We start from the raw sequence: 16697 nt of genomic DNA, 5'->3' as shown, positions 1-16697 counted from the left end.
GCGGGGGCGCGCGCCCCGGGGCCGCTCCGGGAAGGCGGGACGGCAGGATGAGGGTGTGAGCGAAACAGTTGAGACCCCTGTGGGTGAGGCGCGCATCACCTGGCACCGGGCGAAGGACGCGCGGGCCGTCCTCGCCGTGAGCCACGGCGCGGGCGGCGGCATCGAGGCGCGGGACCTGCGCGCGCTGGCGGCGGAGCTGCCCGCGCGCGGCTACAGCGTCGCGCTCGTCGAGCAGCCGTGGCGGGTCGCCGGCAAGAAACTGGCACCGGCTCCCAAGACCCTGGACGCCGCCTGGACCGCGCTGTGGCCGGCGCTGGAGAAGCCGGGGCTGCCGGTCGTCGCGGGCGGACGCAGCGCGGGGGCGCGGGTCGCCTGCCGCACGGCGCGCGGCCTGGGCGCGCACGGCGTACTGGCGCTGAGCTTCCCGCTGCACCCGCCGGGCAAGCCGGAGAAATCGCGGGTGGACGAGCTGACCGAGGCCGGGCTGCCGACGCTGGTGGTGCAGGGCGGCCGGGACCCGTTCGGGCGGCCGTCGGAGTTCCCGGCGGGGACCCGCGTCGTCGAGGTGCCGTACGGGGACCACGGTTTCGCCGTACCGAAGAAGGCGGATCTCGACGAGCCGGCGGCGATGGCCGTGATCACGGACGCGGTGGGGGAGTGGCTGACCGGCCTCTTCGCCTGACCGGCCGCTCCCGCCCGCCTGCCTCGTCCCTCCGTCCGCCTCGCCCGTACGTGCCTACTCGCGACCTCGCCCGTACGCGCCCGCCCACGCCCCGGCCCGCACCCCCGCCGCACGCCCCTCAGTCGCCGTCCCCCTTGTCGCGCGGCCGGGCGCGTACGTGCATCCGCTCGCCCTGCCGTCCGAAGAGGCTCAGGAGCTCCACCGGTTCGCTGCCCGCCGGGCCGAACCAGTGCGGCAGCCGGGTGTCGAACTCCGCGGCCTCGCCGGACCGCAGCGTCACGTCCCGGTCCGCGAGCAGCAGCCGCAGCCGCCCGGAGAGCACGTACAGCCACTCGTAGCCCTCGTGGGTGCGCTGTTCGGGCGGCCCCGGCACCGGTTCGATGACCATCTTGTACGCCTGGAGTCCGCCGGGCTGCCGGGTCAGCGGCACGAACGTCATGTGATTCCTGCGCTGCGGCACCGCGCGCACCCGCGGATCGCCCACCTCCGGCGCGCCGACCAGCTCGTCCAGCGGCACCTGATGGGCCTGGGCGAGCGGCAGCAGCAGTTCGAGCGTCGCCTTGCGGCCGCCCGATTCGAGGCGGGACAGGGTGCTCACCGAGATGCCCGTCGTCTCCGAGAGCGCGGTGAGCGTCACCCCCCTGTCCTGCCGCAGCCGCCGCAGCCGCGGCCCCACGCCCGTCAGCACCCGTTCGTACGCCTTGTCGTCCATCTCTTCATTGCCGAACCGGCAAGCGATTTTGTCAAGCTCCGATCGGCCGCCCCGGTCCGTCCGCGGCCCGCCGTGACCATGATCACGTCCGGTCCCGGCGGTGCGGGAATGACGTGCGGGGCGCGGCTGTTGTGCGGGTTGTAGGAACGCTGAAGGAATCTTCGAAGAATGGGAGCCCGCCGCATGGGAATCGCTTGCCCAGCCCGCCCGCAGGCCGCTGACCTGCAGTGGTCACAGCTGCGGAGCGCCCAGGCCACCCTGGCTGGAGCGGCGGCGGTACCGGATCGTCGTCTATTCTCCGAATCGAGCGGGTCCGCGACCGGATCCGTCACGGTGTTGGAGGAGGTGGGTCCGGTCACCGGTACCGACGCAGGGACCGACGGCACGGCAGAGGAACACGCTGGCAACGGGAAGCGGGAGACGGACGCCGAGCGCAACGCGCGCTTCGAGCGGGACGCGCTCACCTTCCTGGACCAGATGTATTCGGCCGCGCTGCGCATGACGCGCAACCCGGCCGATGCGGAGGACCTGGTTCAGGAGACGTATGCGAAGGCGTATGCGTCCTTCCACCAGTTCCGTGAGGGAACGAACCTCAAGGCGTGGCTGTACCGCATCCTCACGAACACCTTCATCAACTCCTACCGCAAGAAGCAGCGCGAGCCCCAGCGCAGTGCCGCCGAGGAGATCGAGGACTGGCAGCTGGCGCGCGCCGAGTCGCACATGTCCACGGGCCTGCGTTCCGCCGAGTCCCAGGCGCTGGACCACCTGCCCGACTCCGACGTGAAGGCGGCCCTTCAGGCCATTCCGGAGGAATTCCGTATCGCGGTCTATCTCGCGGACGTCGAGGGCTTTGCGTACAAGGAGATCGCCGACATCATGGGTACACCCATCGGCACGGTGATGTCCCGTCTGCACCGCGGCCGGCGCCAACTGCGTGGCATGTTGGAGGATTACGCCCGCGAGCGTGGGCTGGTCCCCGCCGGGGCAGGCGCCGCGACCGCGCAGGCGTCGCAGCCGCACGATCGGAAAGGCTCGGGATCATGAGCTGCGGAGACCCGCACGAGAAGGACTGCTCAGAGGTCCTCGACCATCTGTACGAGTATCTCGACCGTGAGATGCCGGCCGGTGAGTGCGAGAAGTTCCAGGAGCACTTCGACGAATGCTCGCCCTGCCTGGAGAAGTACGGGCTGGAGCAGGCCGTCAAGAAGCTCGTCAAGCGCTGCTGCGGCCATGACGACGTACCGGTCGACCTGCGGTCCAAGGTCATGGGCCGGATCGACCTGATCCGCGCGGGCGAGGCGGTGCCCGAGCAGAGCGTCCTCGAACAGGCGAAGCAGGAGCAGGCGGCGGCCCGCGCCGCCGCGGCCGCCAAGGCCCCCGAGCAGGCGCCCGGGCCCGGCCCGGACACCACGCTCGACGCGCGTGGAGAGACCGCGCGAGCCGAATAAGGCGCCGTATCACCCTGATATAAGGCGCCATATCACCCCGAGTGGGGCGCCGTATCACCCCAAGGGGTGAGAGGCGGGGCCGGTCGCCCCGCCCGATCCGTCGATGAGCCCTTCCGTGCCCCGGCGTGCCTTCGTTTCCGCCGGGCCGGTTCGGTGAGAGGCTCCAACTCCCTTACGGTGCCTCGCCGTTGCTGTCCGTCTCGCTGTCCGTTCCGGTGGTGTCCGCCATCCCCCGGGAGCCCATCCGGCCTATGAGGTGGCCGGGTTGGCGATGTGGTTCCGTGCGACGGCTCGCTGGTTCCGCACCGGTCCGGCCGTCGCGCAAGGGCGACGCGACGCCGTACGGCGGTCCCCCGGACGAGCCACCCGGGCCCGGTGTGCCCGGCCCCGGCGCCCGTGCCCAGATCCACCCAAAGGCCTGCGCAAGGTCATGGAACCGATGGGTAATGAGCGGCCTCGGAGATGGGCATGGTTGGATGCGAAGGAACCCCCACGAACGGGGATTCAGGGGGTCGGCGAAAGGCAAGGAGCCGGTGAGGGGGACGGCGGCGGGTCGCGTGCGGCGCGGCAACCGGGCTGAGCCCGGCGGCAATCTGTGGCAGGTTGTCGAGTGGGCCCTCGAACGGCCCCCGGCCTCCGTCCGGGGCGGCATCCAGGAAGCAACCAGCAGGCGGGAATCGTGAAGATCTTCGGCAAGGTACGGCACCGGCCCTCCGCCTCGTGGCGGCAGGCGACCGACCGCGCTTTCACGCTGATCGGTGACGGCCGTTACGAGGACGCGGGCGCGCTGCTGACGCGGGCGGCCGACATGGAGCCGTGGCTGTCGGAGTCCTGGTTCAACCTCGCGCTGCTGCACAAGTTCCGGCACGACTGGGAGCAGGCGCGCGCCGCCGGACTGCGCGCCGTCGCCCTCCTGGACCGCGAGTCCGGGGCCCCCGACTGGTGGAACGTGGGCATCGCGGCCACCGCCCTGCAGGACTGGCCGCTGGCCCGGCGGGCCTGGCAGGCGTACGGCCTGAAGGTCCCCGGCGAGGGTTCGCCGTCGGCGGAACCGGTCGGCATGGAGCTGGGCAGCGCCGCCGTACGGCTGTCGCCGGAGGGCGAGGCCGAGGTCGTCTGGGGCCGCCGGCTGGACCCGGCCCGTATCGAGGTGCTGTCCATCCCGCTGCCGTCCTCCGGGCGGCGCTGGGGCGAGGTGGTGCTGCACGACGGCGTGCCGAACGGTGAGCGCACGACCGCCGCCGGCCCGTCCTTCCCGGTGTTCGACGAGATCGAGCTGTGGGCGCCCTCCCCGGTCCCCACCTGGGTCGTGCTCCTGGAGGCCGCCACGGAGGCCGACCGGGACGCCCTGGAGCGGCTGGCCGCCGACGCGGGCTTCGCCGCCGAGGACTGGTCGTCGTCCGTGCGCCTGCTGTGCCGTACGTGCTCGGAGAGCCGGATGCCCAGCGACGAGGGCGAGGGCGAGCACCTGGACCCGCACGACCACAGCGAGCCCGGCCACCCGGGCCCGCTGGGCCACCGCACGGCGGGCTCCGGCTCGCTGTGGGTGCCGGAGCGCGAGTGCGGCATCGCGGCCCCCGCCGGGCTGGTGCGCGGCCTGCTGGACGGCTGGGTGGCGGACAGCCCGGACACCCGCGAGTGGCGGGACCTCGAAGAGGTCTGCTGAGGACCGCGCCCGCTGGCCGGACCGCGGCGCGCGGTGTCCGGTACGCGCCGGGTGCCCATGGGGGCGCAACGCGGTCTCCGAGAGCCCGAGGGGTGCCCCCGCGTAGGCTGGAGAGCGAATATTTCGGGTTTCCAGGAAGGCGTACGGCGGACATGGCGCAACAGCCTGTTTTTGACCACAACGAGGAGCGGGCGGCGGAGGGCTTCACCGACGACGTCACCGGCGCGGCGGAGCGGGAGGAGGCGCACCGCGAGCGCGGCACGTCCCGTCCGATCACCGTCGTCGGCAACCCGGTGCTGCACAAGGAGTGCAAGGACGTCACCGAGTTCGACGAGAAGCTCGCCCAGCTCATCGACGACATGTTCGCCAGCCAGCGCACGGCCGAGGGCGTGGGCCTGGCCGCCAACCAGATCGGCGTGGACCTGAAGGTCTTCGTCTACGACTGCATGGACGACGAGGGCGTACGGCACGTCGGCGCCGTCTGCAACCCGGTCCTGGACGACCTGCCGGTCGAGCGCCGGGTGCTGGACGACTCCAACGAGGGCTGCCTGTCGGTGCCCGGCGCCTACGCCGAGCTGGCCCGCCCCGACTACGCGATCGTCCGCGGCCGGGACGCCGAGGGCAACCCGATCGTGGTCGAGGGCACCGGCTACTTCGCCCGCTGCCTCCAGCACGAGACCGACCACCTGTACGGCTACCTGTACATCGACCGGCTCTCCAAGCGCGACCGCAAGGACGCGCTGAAGCAGATGGCCGAGCGCGAGCCGCGCTACCCCGTCGTCGCCAACGACTGAAGCCGCGGCCCGGCCCGGCACCCGCTCACTTCGCCGTGCCGGTGGCGTACGCGCCCCAGATCCGGGGCGGCAGGCCGTTGCCGAACCCGGGGTCGCCGCCCACGCCCTCCATGGGCAGCAGCCGCGGCGCCCCCGGCTTGGCGCGGAAGACGGTGACGGCGGAGGTCAGCCCGCCGCCGGGCGCGCCGTCGTTGCCGATGAACCACGCCGACCGCATCCGGTCGTCCGGGCCGGTGCCGCCCGCGGCGACGCCGCGCGGCAGCTTCGCGATGATCTCCTGGGGCAGCGACTTCCAGGCGAAGGCCCGCAGCGCCCCGAGGACGCCGTGGGCCGCCTCCTGGGCCAGTACGCGGCGCGGTGCCGGTGGCGTGAGGCCCGGCAGCGGCTCACCGTCGTGCACCACCTTGGTGACCGAGTACGGCTCGGTCCGGTTGCCGTCGTTGCCGAACAGCGAGTACGCGCCGGCCAGCCGGATCGCGCTGGGCGTGGAGGTGCCGAGCGGGAACGTGGGCTCCAGGGGAGCCATGCTCTCCTTGCGCAGGCCCGACTCGATCGCCAGGTCCCGGATCGGCTCCAGCCCCAGGCGCCGGCCCACGGCGACGAACGGCGCGTGGGCGGAGTTCACCAAACCTTCGTACAGGTTCGACGGGGGCACCCCGCCCTGTGACGCCCCGGGCGGGTACGGGCGATCGGGCTCGGCCGTACCCCTGGTCGCGACGCCGGGCTCCGACAGGGCGGAGGAGCGCAGGGCGGCGGCCAGTACGAACGGCTTGAAGGCCGAGCCGGCCGGTACGCCGGCGGTGTCCGCGTTGTTCGCGAAGTGCTGCGTCGCGTCCGGGCCGCCGTAGAGCGCGACGACCGCGCCGTCCCGGGCCCGCACGGACGCGGCGCCGAATTCGACGTACGCGTCGGCGGCGCGCTTCTTCGCGTCGATGCTGCGGCGCCGCTCGTCCTCCACCGCTTTCGTCAGCCGGGCCACCTTGTCCTTCTCGAACGTGGTGTAAACGCGGTAGCCGCCGTGGGCCAGTTCGCGGTCGGTCAGGTCCGTACGGCTTCGGAGATATTTCTTCGCGACGTCGACGAGATAGCCGGTCTGTCCCTTCTGGCTGGTCGGGGTGACGGGTTTGCGCGGCTCCGGAAAGGTCGTGTAGTGGGCGCGCTCCTCCCGGCTCATCAGCCCGGTCGCCACCTCACGGTCCAGAATCCACTTCCAACGCTGCACCGCACGCCGGTGGTTGCCTTCGCTCAGCGCCGGATCGTACTGCTCGGCGCCTTTGAGCAGCGCTGCCAGTGCCGCGCCCTGGCTGGGGTCGAGGCTCTTGGCCGGTACGCCGTAATAGGCGTTCGCGGCGGCCTGGATGCCGAACGAATGCCGCCCGAAATAACTGGTGTTGAGATATCCCTGGAGGATCTCCGACTTGGACTTGCGGTTGTCCAGCTTCAGCGCGATGAAGAACTCCTTCACCTTGCGCTTGAGCGTCTGGTCCTGCGAGAGGTACGTGTTCTTCACGAACTGCTGGGTGATGGTGGAACCGCCCTGGGCCTCCTGCCCCTTGGCCATGTTCACCGCGGCCCGGGCGATTCCGGAGAGCGAGACCCCGGAATCGGAGTAGAAACTCTCGTTCTCGGCGGCGATGACGGCGTGTTCGACGGAGTCGGGCACCTGCGCGAGGGTGACGTTCTGGCGGTTGACGGCGCCCTCGCTCACCATCTGGCTGCCGTCCGCCCAGTAGTAGACGGTGGCTTCCTGGCGGGAGGCGGCGTTCTCGTCCGGGATGTCGACGTGTGCGTACACGAAGGCGAAGGCTCCGGTGAGGCCGGCCGCGCCGACGGCGGTGACGCCGAGCTGCTGTCTCCAGGACGGCAGCCAGCGGCGCCAGCCGCCGCGGCCGCTGCGGGGATAGTCGATGAACCGTTTCTTCGGCTGCTGCTCGCTGCCCTTCATGCAAGGGGAGAGCCGGCGGGCCCGGGCGGGGTTGCCGTCGCCCGCGCGTTGTCATCGACTCATCAAATCGGGTCCGGATTCGTCGGACATAAAGAAACGGACGGGGCCGGTCCGCACCCGCGGACCGGCCCCGACACGACGGATCGCAGACGGATCAGAACTCGTCGTCGAAGGAGACCGAGCCCTCGACCGCGACCTGGTAGGCCGAGGCGCGCCGCTCGAAGAAGTTGGTCAGCTCCTGGACGTTCTGCAGCTCCATGAAGGAGAACGGGTTCTCCGAGCCGTACACCGGCGCGAAGCCCAGGCGCTGCAGGCGCTGGTCCGCGACGCACTGGAGGTACTCGCGCATCGACTCGGTGTTCATGCCCGGCAGCCCGTCGCCGCACAGGTCCCGGCCGAACTGCAGCTCCGCCTCGACGGCCTCCTTCAGCATGTCGGTGACCTGGCTCTCCAGCTCGTCGTCGAAGAGGTCCGGCTCCTCCTCGCGCACCGTGTCGACGACCGAGAACGCGAACTCCATGTGCATGGTCTCGTCGCGGAAGACCCAGTTGGTGCCGGTCGCCAGGCCGTGCAGCAGGCCCCGCGAACGGAACCAGTACACGTACGCGAAGGCGCCGTAGAAGAACAGGCCCTCGATGCAGGCCGCGAAGCAGATGAGGTTGAGCAGGAAGCGGCGGCGGTCCGCCTTCGACTCCAGGCGGTCGATGGACTCGACCGAGTCCATCCACTTGAAGCAGAACTCCGCCTTCTCACGGATGGAGGGGATGTTCTCCACGGCGGCGAACGCGGCGGCGCGGTCGTCCGGGTCGGGCAGGTAGGTGTCCAGCAGCGTCAGATAGAACTGGACGTGCACGGCCTCCTCGAACAGCTGCCGGCTCAGGTAGAGCCGCGCCTCGGGGGAGTTGATGTGCTTGTAGAGCGTCAGGACCAGGTTGTTCGCCACGATCGAGTCGCCGGTCGCGAAGAACGCGACGAGCCGGCCGATCATGTGCTGCTCGCCGGGCGACAGCTTGGCGAGGTCGGCCACGTCGGAGTGGAGGTCGACCTCCTCCACGGTCCAGGTGTTCTTGATCGCGTCCCGGTAGCGGTCGTAGAAGTCCGGGTAGCGCATCGGGCGCAGGGTCAGCTCGAAGCCCGGGTCGAGAAGGTTCTTGCTGCCGGTGGTGGCGGTGTGGGTGGCCGCTGCGGCCTTTTCGGGTGCGGTCGTCATGGTTACTGGCACGCCTCGCAGGACTCGGGGTTTTCCAGGGAGCAGGCGACGGCCTCGGGGTCGGCCGTCTGAGCGGGGACGGGAGCGGGCTGCGCGCTTCCGCCCGTGCCGCGCGCGGACTGGGCGATACGGGTCGCCGGCCGCGAACGGAGGTAGTACGTGGTCTTGATGCCGCGCTTCCAGGCGTACGCGTACATCGAGCTGAGCTTGCCGATGGTCGGGGACGCCATGAACAGGTTCAGCGACTGGCTCTGGTCGAGGTAGGGCGTACGGTCCGCCGCCATGTCGATCAGCGCGCGCTGCGGGATCTCCCAGGCCGTGCGGTACAGCTCGCGCGTCCCGGCGGGAATCCAGTCCAGCTCCTGCACCGAGCCGTTGGCCTCGCGCAGTGCGTCACGGGTGCGGGCGTCCCACAGGCCCAGCTCCTTCAGCTCCTCGATCAGGTACGCGTTGACCTGGAGGAACTCGCCCGACAGCGTCTCGCGCTTGAACAGGTTCGAGACCTGCGGCTCGATGCACTCGTACACGCCCGCGATGGAGGCGATGGTGGCGGTCGGCGCGATGGCCAGCAGCAGCGAGTTGCGCATCCCGGTCGTCGCGATACGGGCGCGCAGCGCCGTCCAGCGGTCCGCCCAGCGCGGCTCGGCGTTCGGGTAGTGGTCGGGGTGCAGCACGCCCCGGGCCGTACGGGTCGCGGACCAGGCCGGGTGCGGGCCGTGCCGCTCGGCGAGGTCGGCGGACGCCTCGTACGCCGCGAGCATGATCCGCTCGGAGATGCGGGTGGACAGCTCCCGCGCCTCGGGCGAGTCGAAGCCCAGCCGCAGCCGGAAGAAGACGTCCTGCAGGCCCATCAGGCCCAGGCCCACCGGGCGCCAGCGGGAGTTGGAGGCGCCGGCCTGCTCGGTCGGGTAGAAGTTGATGTCCACCACGCGGTCGAGGAAGGTCACCGCCGTACGGACCGTGGCGTCCAGCCGCTCCCAGTCCATCTCGCCGTTCTCGCCCAGGTGGGCGGCGAGGTTGACCGAGCCGAGGTTGCAGACGGCCGTCTCGCCGTCGTCGGTGACCTCCAGGATCTCGGTGCACAGGTTCGAGGAGTGCACGACCTTGCCGGGCTCGGCGGTCTGGTTGGCGGTGCGGTTGGCGGCGTCCTTGAACGTCATCCAGCCGTTGCCGGTCTGCGCGAGGGTGCGCATCATCCGCGAGTACAGGACCCGGGCCGGGACCTGCTTGACGGCGCGGCCCTCGGCCTCCGCCTTGCGGTACGCGGCGTCGAACTCGTCGCCGTACAGGTCCACCAGCTCGGGGGCGTCGCTGGGGGAGAACAGCGACCAGTCGGCGTCGGCCTCGACGCGGCGCATGAACTCGTCGGGAATCCAGTGCGCGATGTTCAGGTTGTGGGTGCGCCGGGCCTCCTCGCCCGTGTTGTCGCGCAGCTCCAGGAACTCCTCCAGGTCCGCGTGCCAGGTCTCCAGGTAGACGCAGGCGGCGCCCTTGCGCCGGCCGCCCTGGTTCACGGCCGCGACCGAGGCGTCCAGGGTGCGCAGGAACGGCACGATGCCGTTGGAGTGGCCGTTGGTGCCGCGGATCAGCGAGCCGCGGGCGCGGACCCGGGAGTACGACAGGCCGATGCCGCCGGCGTGCTTCGACAGGCGCGCCACCTGGTGGTAGCGGTCGTAGATCGAGTCCAGCTCGTCCAGCGGGGAGTCCAGCAGATAGCAGGAGGACATCTGCGGGTGCCGGGTGCCGGAGTTGAACAGGGTGGGCGAGGAGGGCAGGTACGACAGCGAGCTGGTCAGCCGGTACAGCTCGGCGACGTCGGCCACGGCCCGGTCGCTGTGGTCCTCGGCCAGGCCGCAGGCGACGCGCAGCAGGAAGTGCTGCGGGGTCTCGATCACCTGGCGGGAGATCGGGTGGCGCAGCAGGTAGCGGGAGTGCAGGGTGCGCAGGCCGAAGTAGCCGAACCGGTCGTCCGCGCCGTCCGCCAGGGCCTGGTCGACCAGCGCGTCCAGGCGGGCCGCGTGGGTCCGGACGAACTCCGCCGTGCTGTCGGCGATCAGGCCCTCGCGGTGGCCGGTGGCGACGGAGGCGGAGAAGGCGACCGCCCCCTCCGTGGCCGCCTCCTCCGCGATGGCGCGGGTCAGCAGGCGGGCGGCCAGCTTGGAGTACTGCGGCTCGTCGCCGATCAGGCCGGCCGCTGCCTCCATGGCCAGCGAGCGCAGCTCCGCCTCGTCCGAGCCGGGGTGGCGGCCGCGCAGCGCGGCGGCGGCGATCTTGCCCGGGTCGGTGGCGGGGAGGTCGGCGGTGAGGTCGGTCAGCGTGCGCAGCAGCGCGGCGCCGGGGCCGTCCGCGTCGCGGCCGGTGGCGCCCTGCTGGGGCTGCGTGTCCTTCGCGGGCTGAACGACCTGCTGGGCTGCTGCGGGCTCCGTTGGCGCGATGGTCACCGTGCTGCTCTCCCTCACTCGGCGGGGGCCTGGGGGAGGGGCGACGGCCGCGTGCGGGCGTGCGGCACCCCCGGCACGGCAAGGGGCGCGCGGGCACACCGCGCAGCGTCCACCGGTCCAACCCGCGAGACCCGGACGTATCGACGACCGCGCCGGTCCTGGCGCGGGCGTACTGTGGGCAGGTCTTCGGACTCACGGGTGCGGATATGCGCACTTCGTACACCGTTGCGGGACAGTTCCGGATTCGCACCGGATTCCCCTGCGACGACAGCGAGGACGAGCATACATCTTGTGCTGGCTCGTGCACCCACCCCCATATCTTGTGTCGCGTTGGGGCCGGGTTGTCCGAAGCCGTGGTATTCGGCGGCCGTTGCGGGGCCGCGGCCCCAGGCTTTCCGGGCCTGCCGCGAGGGTGCCACGAGGCGGCTCCGAGGCCGTTTCCGGGCCGTTCCGGGGGTGTTCCCGGGGTGCTCCCGCAGCCGTTCCCGGGCCGTTCCGGGCGGTCTGGACGGAGGCTGATGCACGGGGCGTATTGGTGGCGCGGAATGTCCCTGATGCGTTGACCGGGACCCCTGAAGCGTATTGGCTCCATGTCTGCTCCGTCGGTCGGCGGGGCGGGTGGGGGAAGAGCGAGGGGGGAGACATGCGAAGAAGGAGTTCGGCGCGTGGCGCCGGGCGAGTCGTGGGGCTGGTGGCGGGGGCCTGCGCGGCGGCGGGGGTGCTGCCCGCGACGGCGGCGGCCGACGGGCCCGCGGCCACGCAGCGGGTCAGCGTGGCCGCCGACGGTACGCAGGGAAACGGTTTTTCCGGCGATCCGAAGCTCAGTGCGAACGGGCGGTTCGTGGCATTCACCTCGGAAGCCACCAATCTCGGCCCGACCGACACCAACGGCTCCCAGGACGTGTACGTCAAGGATTTACGGACGGGAAGGGTCGACCTGGTCAGCGTCGCCGGTGACGGCACCCCCGGCAACGCCCTCTCCGGATCGCCCGAGATCAGCGCCGACGGACGGTATGTGGCCTTCTACTCCAGTGCCACGAACCTGGTCCCCGGCGACACCAACGGCGAGGGCGACGTCTTCGTCCACGACCGCACGACCGGGCGCACCACCAGCCCCACCGCGGGCGCCGGGAAGTCCCCGTACGGATACGGGGTCCAGAACTTCGCCCTCAGCGGCGACGGCAGCCGCCTCGTCTTCGGCTCCTACCGTGCGGATCTGGTGCCCGGTGACACCAACGAGCGCCTGGACATCTTCGTCCACGATGTGCGGGCGGGAACGGTGCGACGGGTCAGCGTGGCGGGCGACGGCACCCAGTCGAACGGCCCGTCCGCCTTCCCGTCGATCAGCGCCGACGGCCGCCGGGTGGCGTTCACCTCGAAGGCGACGAATCTCACCCCCGCCGGCCCCGGCTTCCGCCGCCCGCCGCCGCAGGACCCCATGTACGTCCACGACCTGGACACCGGGCGGACCCGGGCGGCGAGCCTGAGCTCCACGGACGCCGTGGTCGGCGTGTCGCCGTTCCCCCGGCTCAGCCCCGACGGCCGGTACGCGGTCTTCTCCGCCCTGGCCGCCGACGTGGTGCCGGGCGACACCAACGGCACGTACGACGTCTTCGCCCGCGACCTGGAACAGGGCACCACCCGGCTGCTGTCCCGCGCGCACGACGGCGCCCAGGGCAACGGCTGGTCCTCCGACGGGCGGCTCAGCGCGGACAACCGGCGGCTCTTCTTCACCTCCGCCGCCACCAACCTGGTGCCCGGCGACACCAACGGCGAGGTGGACGGCTTCGTCCGGGACCTGCGGACCGGGCGCGTCGAGCGGATCAACGTCGGTGCCGACGGCGGCCAGTCGGCGTCCTGGACGAACATCGCGGCACCCGACGCCACCGGGCGGCTCGCGGCCTTCGACTCGCGCGACGACGGGCTGGTGCCCGGGGACACGAACGGGACGGGCGACGTCTTCGTCCGCCGTCCGCAGAACTGACGTACCGGCGCGGGCACGCCCGGCGGAACCGGCGTGCCCGGCACCGGCGTACCGGCGTACCGACCAGGAGGGGAAACCATGAGGACCACCCGCACCGTACGAAGACTCGCCGCCGTGACGGGCGTGTGCGCGCTCGCCGCGCTGCTGCCCGCCGCCACGGCCGACGCCCGGTCCGCGCCGCCGCGCGGCACCGAGCGGGCCAGCGTCGCCGCCGACGGCACCCAGGGCAACGGCGGCTCGTCCGGCTCGGCGCTCAGCGCCGACGGCCGCTTCGTCACCTTCGACTCCGACGCGACCAATCTGGTGCCCGGCGACACCAACGGGCAGACCGACATCTTCGTGAAGGACCTGCGCACGGGCGCCGTCGAGCGGGTCAGCGTGGCGAGCGACGGCGCCCAGGCCGACTCCTGGTCCCTGACGCCCACCATCAGCGCCGACGGCCGCTTCGTCGCCTTCGAGTCGAACGCGGCGAACCTGGTGCCGGGCGACACCAACGCCGACACCGACATCTTCGTCCACGACCGCCGGACCGGGCGGACCGAGAGCGTCACCGTCGACGGCCGGCCCCCGCAGGGCCGGCAGGGCGCGCAGATGCCGGTGATCAGCGCCGACGGCCGTTCGGTGGCCTTCGCCTCCAGCCGCGAGGACCTGGTGCCCGGCGACACCAACGGCGCCCAGGACATCTTCGTACGCAACCGCAGGACCGGCGCGGTCACGCGGGTGAGCGTCTCCGCCACCGGCGAGCAGGCCACCGGCCCGTCCGCCTCCCCGGTGATCAGCTACGACGGCCGCAAGGTCGGCTTCATCTCCAAGGCGCAGAACCTGCCCCCGGCCGCGGCCCGGACCGCCCGCGACCAGGCCGACCTGCGCAGGCCGCACAGCTACCCGTTCTTCCTGCACGACCTGGACACCGGCCGTACGAGCGTGGCGAGCCTCAGCTCGGCCGGCGAGACGGTGGGCGCCTGGAACGCCTCGCTCAGCCCCGACGGCCGCTACGCGGTCTTCTCCAGCCAGTACGCGGACGTGGTGCCCGGCCATCCGGCAGGCCGCGCGGACCTGTTCGTACGGGACCTGGTCAAGGGCACGACGGAGCAGGTGACGTACACCTACGACGGCAAGCAGCCGCAGTCCGGCTCCTCCGGCCTCGGCGTGCTGTCCGCCGACAACCGCCGCCTGTACTTCCAGTCCTCCGTCCCGGACCTGGTGCCCGGCGACACCGGCAACGCGCAGAACGTCTTCGTACGCGACATGCGGACCGGCACCGTCGAACGGGTCAGCGTCGCCCCCGACGGCTCCCCGGCCCAGGCCTGGTCCTCCAACGCCTCCACCGACGCCACGGGCCTGACCGTGTCCTTCGACTCCGACGCGGCGAACCTGGTGCCGGGCGACACGAACGGTGCCTCGGACGTGTTCGTACGGAGGGTGGGGCCGTAGGGCGCGCGAAGGCATGGATCGATCACCCATTTCTTTGTGCAGCACTGGAGCCGCTGATCATCCGGGGGCTCATCGGCACAACGGGCGTGACCGATCTGGAGATGCTCTACAGCGCACGCAATGGCGCGGAGCACGACATGCTCCAGGACCGGCGCCAGGCGTTCGAGTGGTTCGCGACGAACGACGACATCATCGTGCGTGCGATCGAGGTCCAGAACGCTTTGGCGCACCGCAACGAGCACCGTGCCGTCTCCGTCCCCGACCTGCTCATTGCTGCCACGGCGGAGCGTCACGGTCTCACCGTCCTGCACTACGACGGCGACTTCGATCTGATCGCCGAAGTCACAGGCCAGGCCGCCGAGTGGGTGGTACCCGCGGGAACGGCCGACTGACCCGCCGTACTTGCGTGTGAGAGGGCTGCCCTACCCCAGAGGTACGGCAGCCCTCTCACACACTCCGCCCGACGTTTCAGTGCCCCGCCGGCACCCCCGCCGTCGCCGGCGGCAGGTCGACCTGGACGCCCTTGTCGCCCGCGTCGGCCGTGTAGTCCTCCGGCGAGGTCTCGTCGACGCCGTCCGGGGCCTTCGTCGCGCGCAGCACCACGGTGAGGACCACCGTGACCAGGACGTTCAGGACGAACGCGGTCAGGCCGAGGTAGCCGATCTCGCCGATGCCGGGGATCTGTGCGCTGGAGCCGCCGAAGTGCTTCTGCGTGGGGCTGGCCACCCCGTACGCCGCGAGCGTGCCGTAGACCATGCCGACCGCCCAGCCGGCCAGCAGCGCCCACCGGTGGAACCAGCGGGTGAACAGGCCGCCGACCAGGGCCGGCATCGTCTGCAGAATCCAGATGCCCCCCAGCAGCTGGAAGTTGATGGCGACGGTCTTGTCCATCGTCAGGACGAAGACCAGCGCGCCGACCTTCACCAGCAGCGACACCAGCTTGGCGACCTTGTGCTCCTGTGCGGGCGTGGCGCCGGGCCTGAGGAAGTCCTTGTAGATGTTGCGGGTGAACAGGTTCGCGGCGGCGATGGACATGATGGCCGCCGGCACCAGCGCGCCGATGCCGATCGCGGCGAAGGCCACGCCCGTGAACCAGTCCGGGAACATGTCCTCGAACAGCTGCGGGATCGCCAGCTGCCCGTTCTGCACCTTGATCCCGGCCGCCACCGCCATGAAGCCGAGCAGCGCGAGCAGCCCCAGCATCAGGGAGTACAGCGGCAGGATGGTGGTGTTGCGGCGGATCACGTTACGGCTGCGGGAGGACAGCGTCGCGGTGATCGAGTGCGGGTACATGAACAGCGCGAGCGCCGAGCCGAGGGCGAGTGTCGCGTACGCCCACTGTGCGTTCGGCCCGCTGGCCAGCTCGCCGCGCGGTTTGCCGGTGGCGGGGTTCGGCTGCGCGAAGGTGTCCTTGGCGACCGCGAAGATGTGGTCGAACCCGCCCAGCTTGATCGGGATGTAGATGATCGCGACGGCGATGACCAGGTAGATCAGGCCGTCCTTGACGAACGCGATCAGCGCGGGCGCCCGCAGCCCGGAGGAGTAGGTGTACGCCGCCAGCACGCCGAAGGCGATCAGCAGCGGCAGGTCCTTGACGAACCAGTGGGTGTTCTCGCCGCCGCCGACGCCCATCACGTCCAGCACGGCCTGGATGCCGACGAGTTGCAGCGCGATGTAGGGCATCGTGGCGAGGATGCCGGTGAGCGCCACGGCCAGCGACAGGCCCTTGGACCCGAACCGGCCGCGCACGAAGTCGGAGGTGGTCACGTATCCGTGCTTGTGCGAGACCGACCACAGGCGCGGCAGGAAGGTGAAGATCAGCGGGTAGACGAGGATCGTGTACGGCACCGCGAAGAACCCGGCGGCGCCCGCCGCGTAGATCGCCGCGGGCACGGCGACGAAGGTGTACGCGGTGTACAGGTCGCCGCCGAGCAGGAACCAGGTCACCCAGGTGCCGAAGCTGCGCCCGCCCAGGCCCCACTCGTCGAGGTTGTCGGACTGTTCGGCCTTGCGCCAGCGCGCCGCCAGGAAACCCATGACCGTCACGGCCACGAAGAAGAAGATGAAGACGGCGAGCGCGACGCCGTTCACGCCGTCCTTCACCGCGACACACCCCCCTTGCGCAGCCGCTGCTCACGCTGGACCAGCTTGTACGCGATCATGGTGAGCGCCGTCGAGATCAGCACCCACAGCATCTGGTACCAGTAGAAGAACGGGATGCCGATGAGCGTCGGCTCCACCTTGGCGTACGAGCTCACCCACAGCATCGCCACGAAGGGCGCGACCAGGCACAGCCCGGCGATCACGCGGGTGGGCGTGACGACCGGGGCGGCTCTGCCCGCTGGTGTTCCGGCTGATTCGGACGGCTCTGGCATGGCCGT

At 71.2% G+C, this 16697-nt stretch carries 14 protein-coding genes and 1 riboswitch; of the genes, 8 read left to right on the top strand and 6 right to left on the bottom strand.

The features are described 5' to 3' along the window. The first annotated feature begins 55 nt into the window (after positions 1-55). Positions 56-682 (top strand): alpha/beta family hydrolase, encoded by a 627-nt coding sequence (locus ACFV57_RS06625; RefSeq protein WP_385226388.1) that lies wholly within the window; start codon positions 56-58, stop codon positions 680-682. 118 nt (positions 683-800) lie between these two features. On the opposite strand, the gene ACFV57_RS06620 is transcribed toward ACFV57_RS06625, so the two are convergent. Then, positions 801-1394 (bottom strand): helix-turn-helix domain-containing protein, encoded by a 594-nt coding sequence (locus ACFV57_RS06620; RefSeq protein ID WP_385226386.1) that lies wholly within the window; start codon positions 1392-1394, stop codon positions 801-803. 345 nt (positions 1395-1739) lie between these two features. Between ACFV57_RS06620 and ACFV57_RS06615 the strand changes: the two genes are divergently transcribed. The 4 genes from ACFV57_RS06615 to def all read left to right on the top strand — a co-directional run bounded on the left by ACFV57_RS06615 (position 1740) and on the right by def (position 5302). Then, positions 1740-2438 (top strand): sigma-70 family RNA polymerase sigma factor, encoded by a 699-nt coding sequence (locus tag ACFV57_RS06615; RefSeq protein WP_385226514.1) that lies wholly within the window; start codon positions 1740-1742, stop codon positions 2436-2438. Beyond that, positions 2435-2842, top strand: a complete 408-nt coding sequence (gene rsrA, locus ACFV57_RS06610; RefSeq protein WP_385226384.1) for a mycothiol system anti-sigma-R factor — start codon at positions 2435-2437, stop codon at positions 2840-2842. Before ACFV57_RS06615 ends, rsrA begins: the two co-directional genes overlap by 4 nt. A gap of 679 nt (positions 2843-3521) precedes the next feature. Next, positions 3522-4508, top strand: a complete 987-nt coding sequence (locus ACFV57_RS06605; RefSeq protein WP_385226382.1) for a tetratricopeptide repeat protein — start codon at positions 3522-3524, stop codon at positions 4506-4508. 152 nt (positions 4509-4660) lie between these two features. Continuing rightward, entirely contained in the window at positions 4661-5302 is a 642-nt protein-coding gene (gene def / locus ACFV57_RS06600) for a peptide deformylase (RefSeq protein ID WP_385226380.1), read from the top strand. Between the two features lie 25 nt (positions 5303-5327). Here the strand turns inward: def and ACFV57_RS06595 are convergent, their stop codons facing one another. The 3 genes from ACFV57_RS06595 to ACFV57_RS06585 all read right to left on the bottom strand — a co-directional run bounded on the left by ACFV57_RS06595 (position 5328) and on the right by ACFV57_RS06585 (position 10898). Next, a complete protein-coding gene (locus tag ACFV57_RS06595; protein WP_385226378.1) occupies positions 5328-7247 on the bottom strand; it encodes a transglycosylase domain-containing protein in 1920 nt (639 codons plus the stop codon). 154 nt (positions 7248-7401) lie between these two features. Then, entirely contained in the window at positions 7402-8457 is a 1056-nt protein-coding gene (locus ACFV57_RS06590) for a ribonucleotide-diphosphate reductase subunit beta (protein ID WP_385226376.1), read from the bottom strand. Between the two features lie 2 nt (positions 8458-8459). Continuing rightward, positions 8460-10898: a ribonucleoside-diphosphate reductase subunit alpha gene (locus ACFV57_RS06585; protein ID WP_385226374.1), complete on the bottom strand. Its 2439-nt coding sequence runs from the start codon at positions 10896-10898 to the stop codon at positions 8460-8462. Positions 10899-11057: 159 nt separating this feature from the next. Continuing rightward, a riboswitch (cobalamin riboswitch) is annotated at positions 11058-11199 on the bottom strand. Between the two features lie 342 nt (positions 11200-11541). Here ACFV57_RS06585 and ACFV57_RS06580 point away from each other — a divergent pair. The 3 genes from ACFV57_RS06580 (at position 11542) to ACFV57_RS06570 (ending at position 14708) form a co-directional block, all read left to right on the top strand. Then, positions 11542-12882, top strand: a complete 1341-nt coding sequence (locus ACFV57_RS06580) for a TolB family protein (RefSeq protein ID WP_385226373.1) — start codon at positions 11542-11544, stop codon at positions 12880-12882. 78 nt (positions 12883-12960) lie between these two features. Beyond that, a complete protein-coding gene (locus ACFV57_RS06575; protein WP_385226371.1) occupies positions 12961-14316 on the top strand; it encodes a TolB family protein in 1356 nt (451 codons plus the stop codon). Between the two features lie 17 nt (positions 14317-14333). Beyond that, on the top strand, positions 14334-14708 hold the full coding sequence (locus ACFV57_RS06570) for a PIN domain nuclease (protein WP_385226512.1): 375 nt from the start codon (positions 14334-14336) through the stop codon (positions 14706-14708). A gap of 76 nt (positions 14709-14784) precedes the next feature. On the opposite strand, the gene mctP is transcribed toward ACFV57_RS06570, so the two are convergent. Then, entirely contained in the window at positions 14785-16419 is a 1635-nt protein-coding gene (mctP, locus tag ACFV57_RS06565; RefSeq protein WP_385226369.1) for a monocarboxylate uptake permease MctP, read from the bottom strand. After that, positions 16416-16691 (bottom strand): DUF3311 domain-containing protein, encoded by a 276-nt coding sequence (locus tag ACFV57_RS06560; RefSeq protein WP_385226367.1) that lies wholly within the window; start codon positions 16689-16691, stop codon positions 16416-16418. The genes mctP and ACFV57_RS06560 overlap by 4 nt, the downstream gene beginning before the upstream one ends. Positions 16692-16697 lie beyond the last annotated feature (6 nt).

Source organism: Streptomyces sp. NPDC059788 (assembly GCF_042732265.1).
In the GTDB taxonomy this organism is placed as follows: Bacteria; Actinomycetota; Actinomycetes; order Streptomycetales; family Streptomycetaceae; genus Streptomyces.
This window is presented reverse-complemented; position numbering and strand designations above follow the sequence as displayed.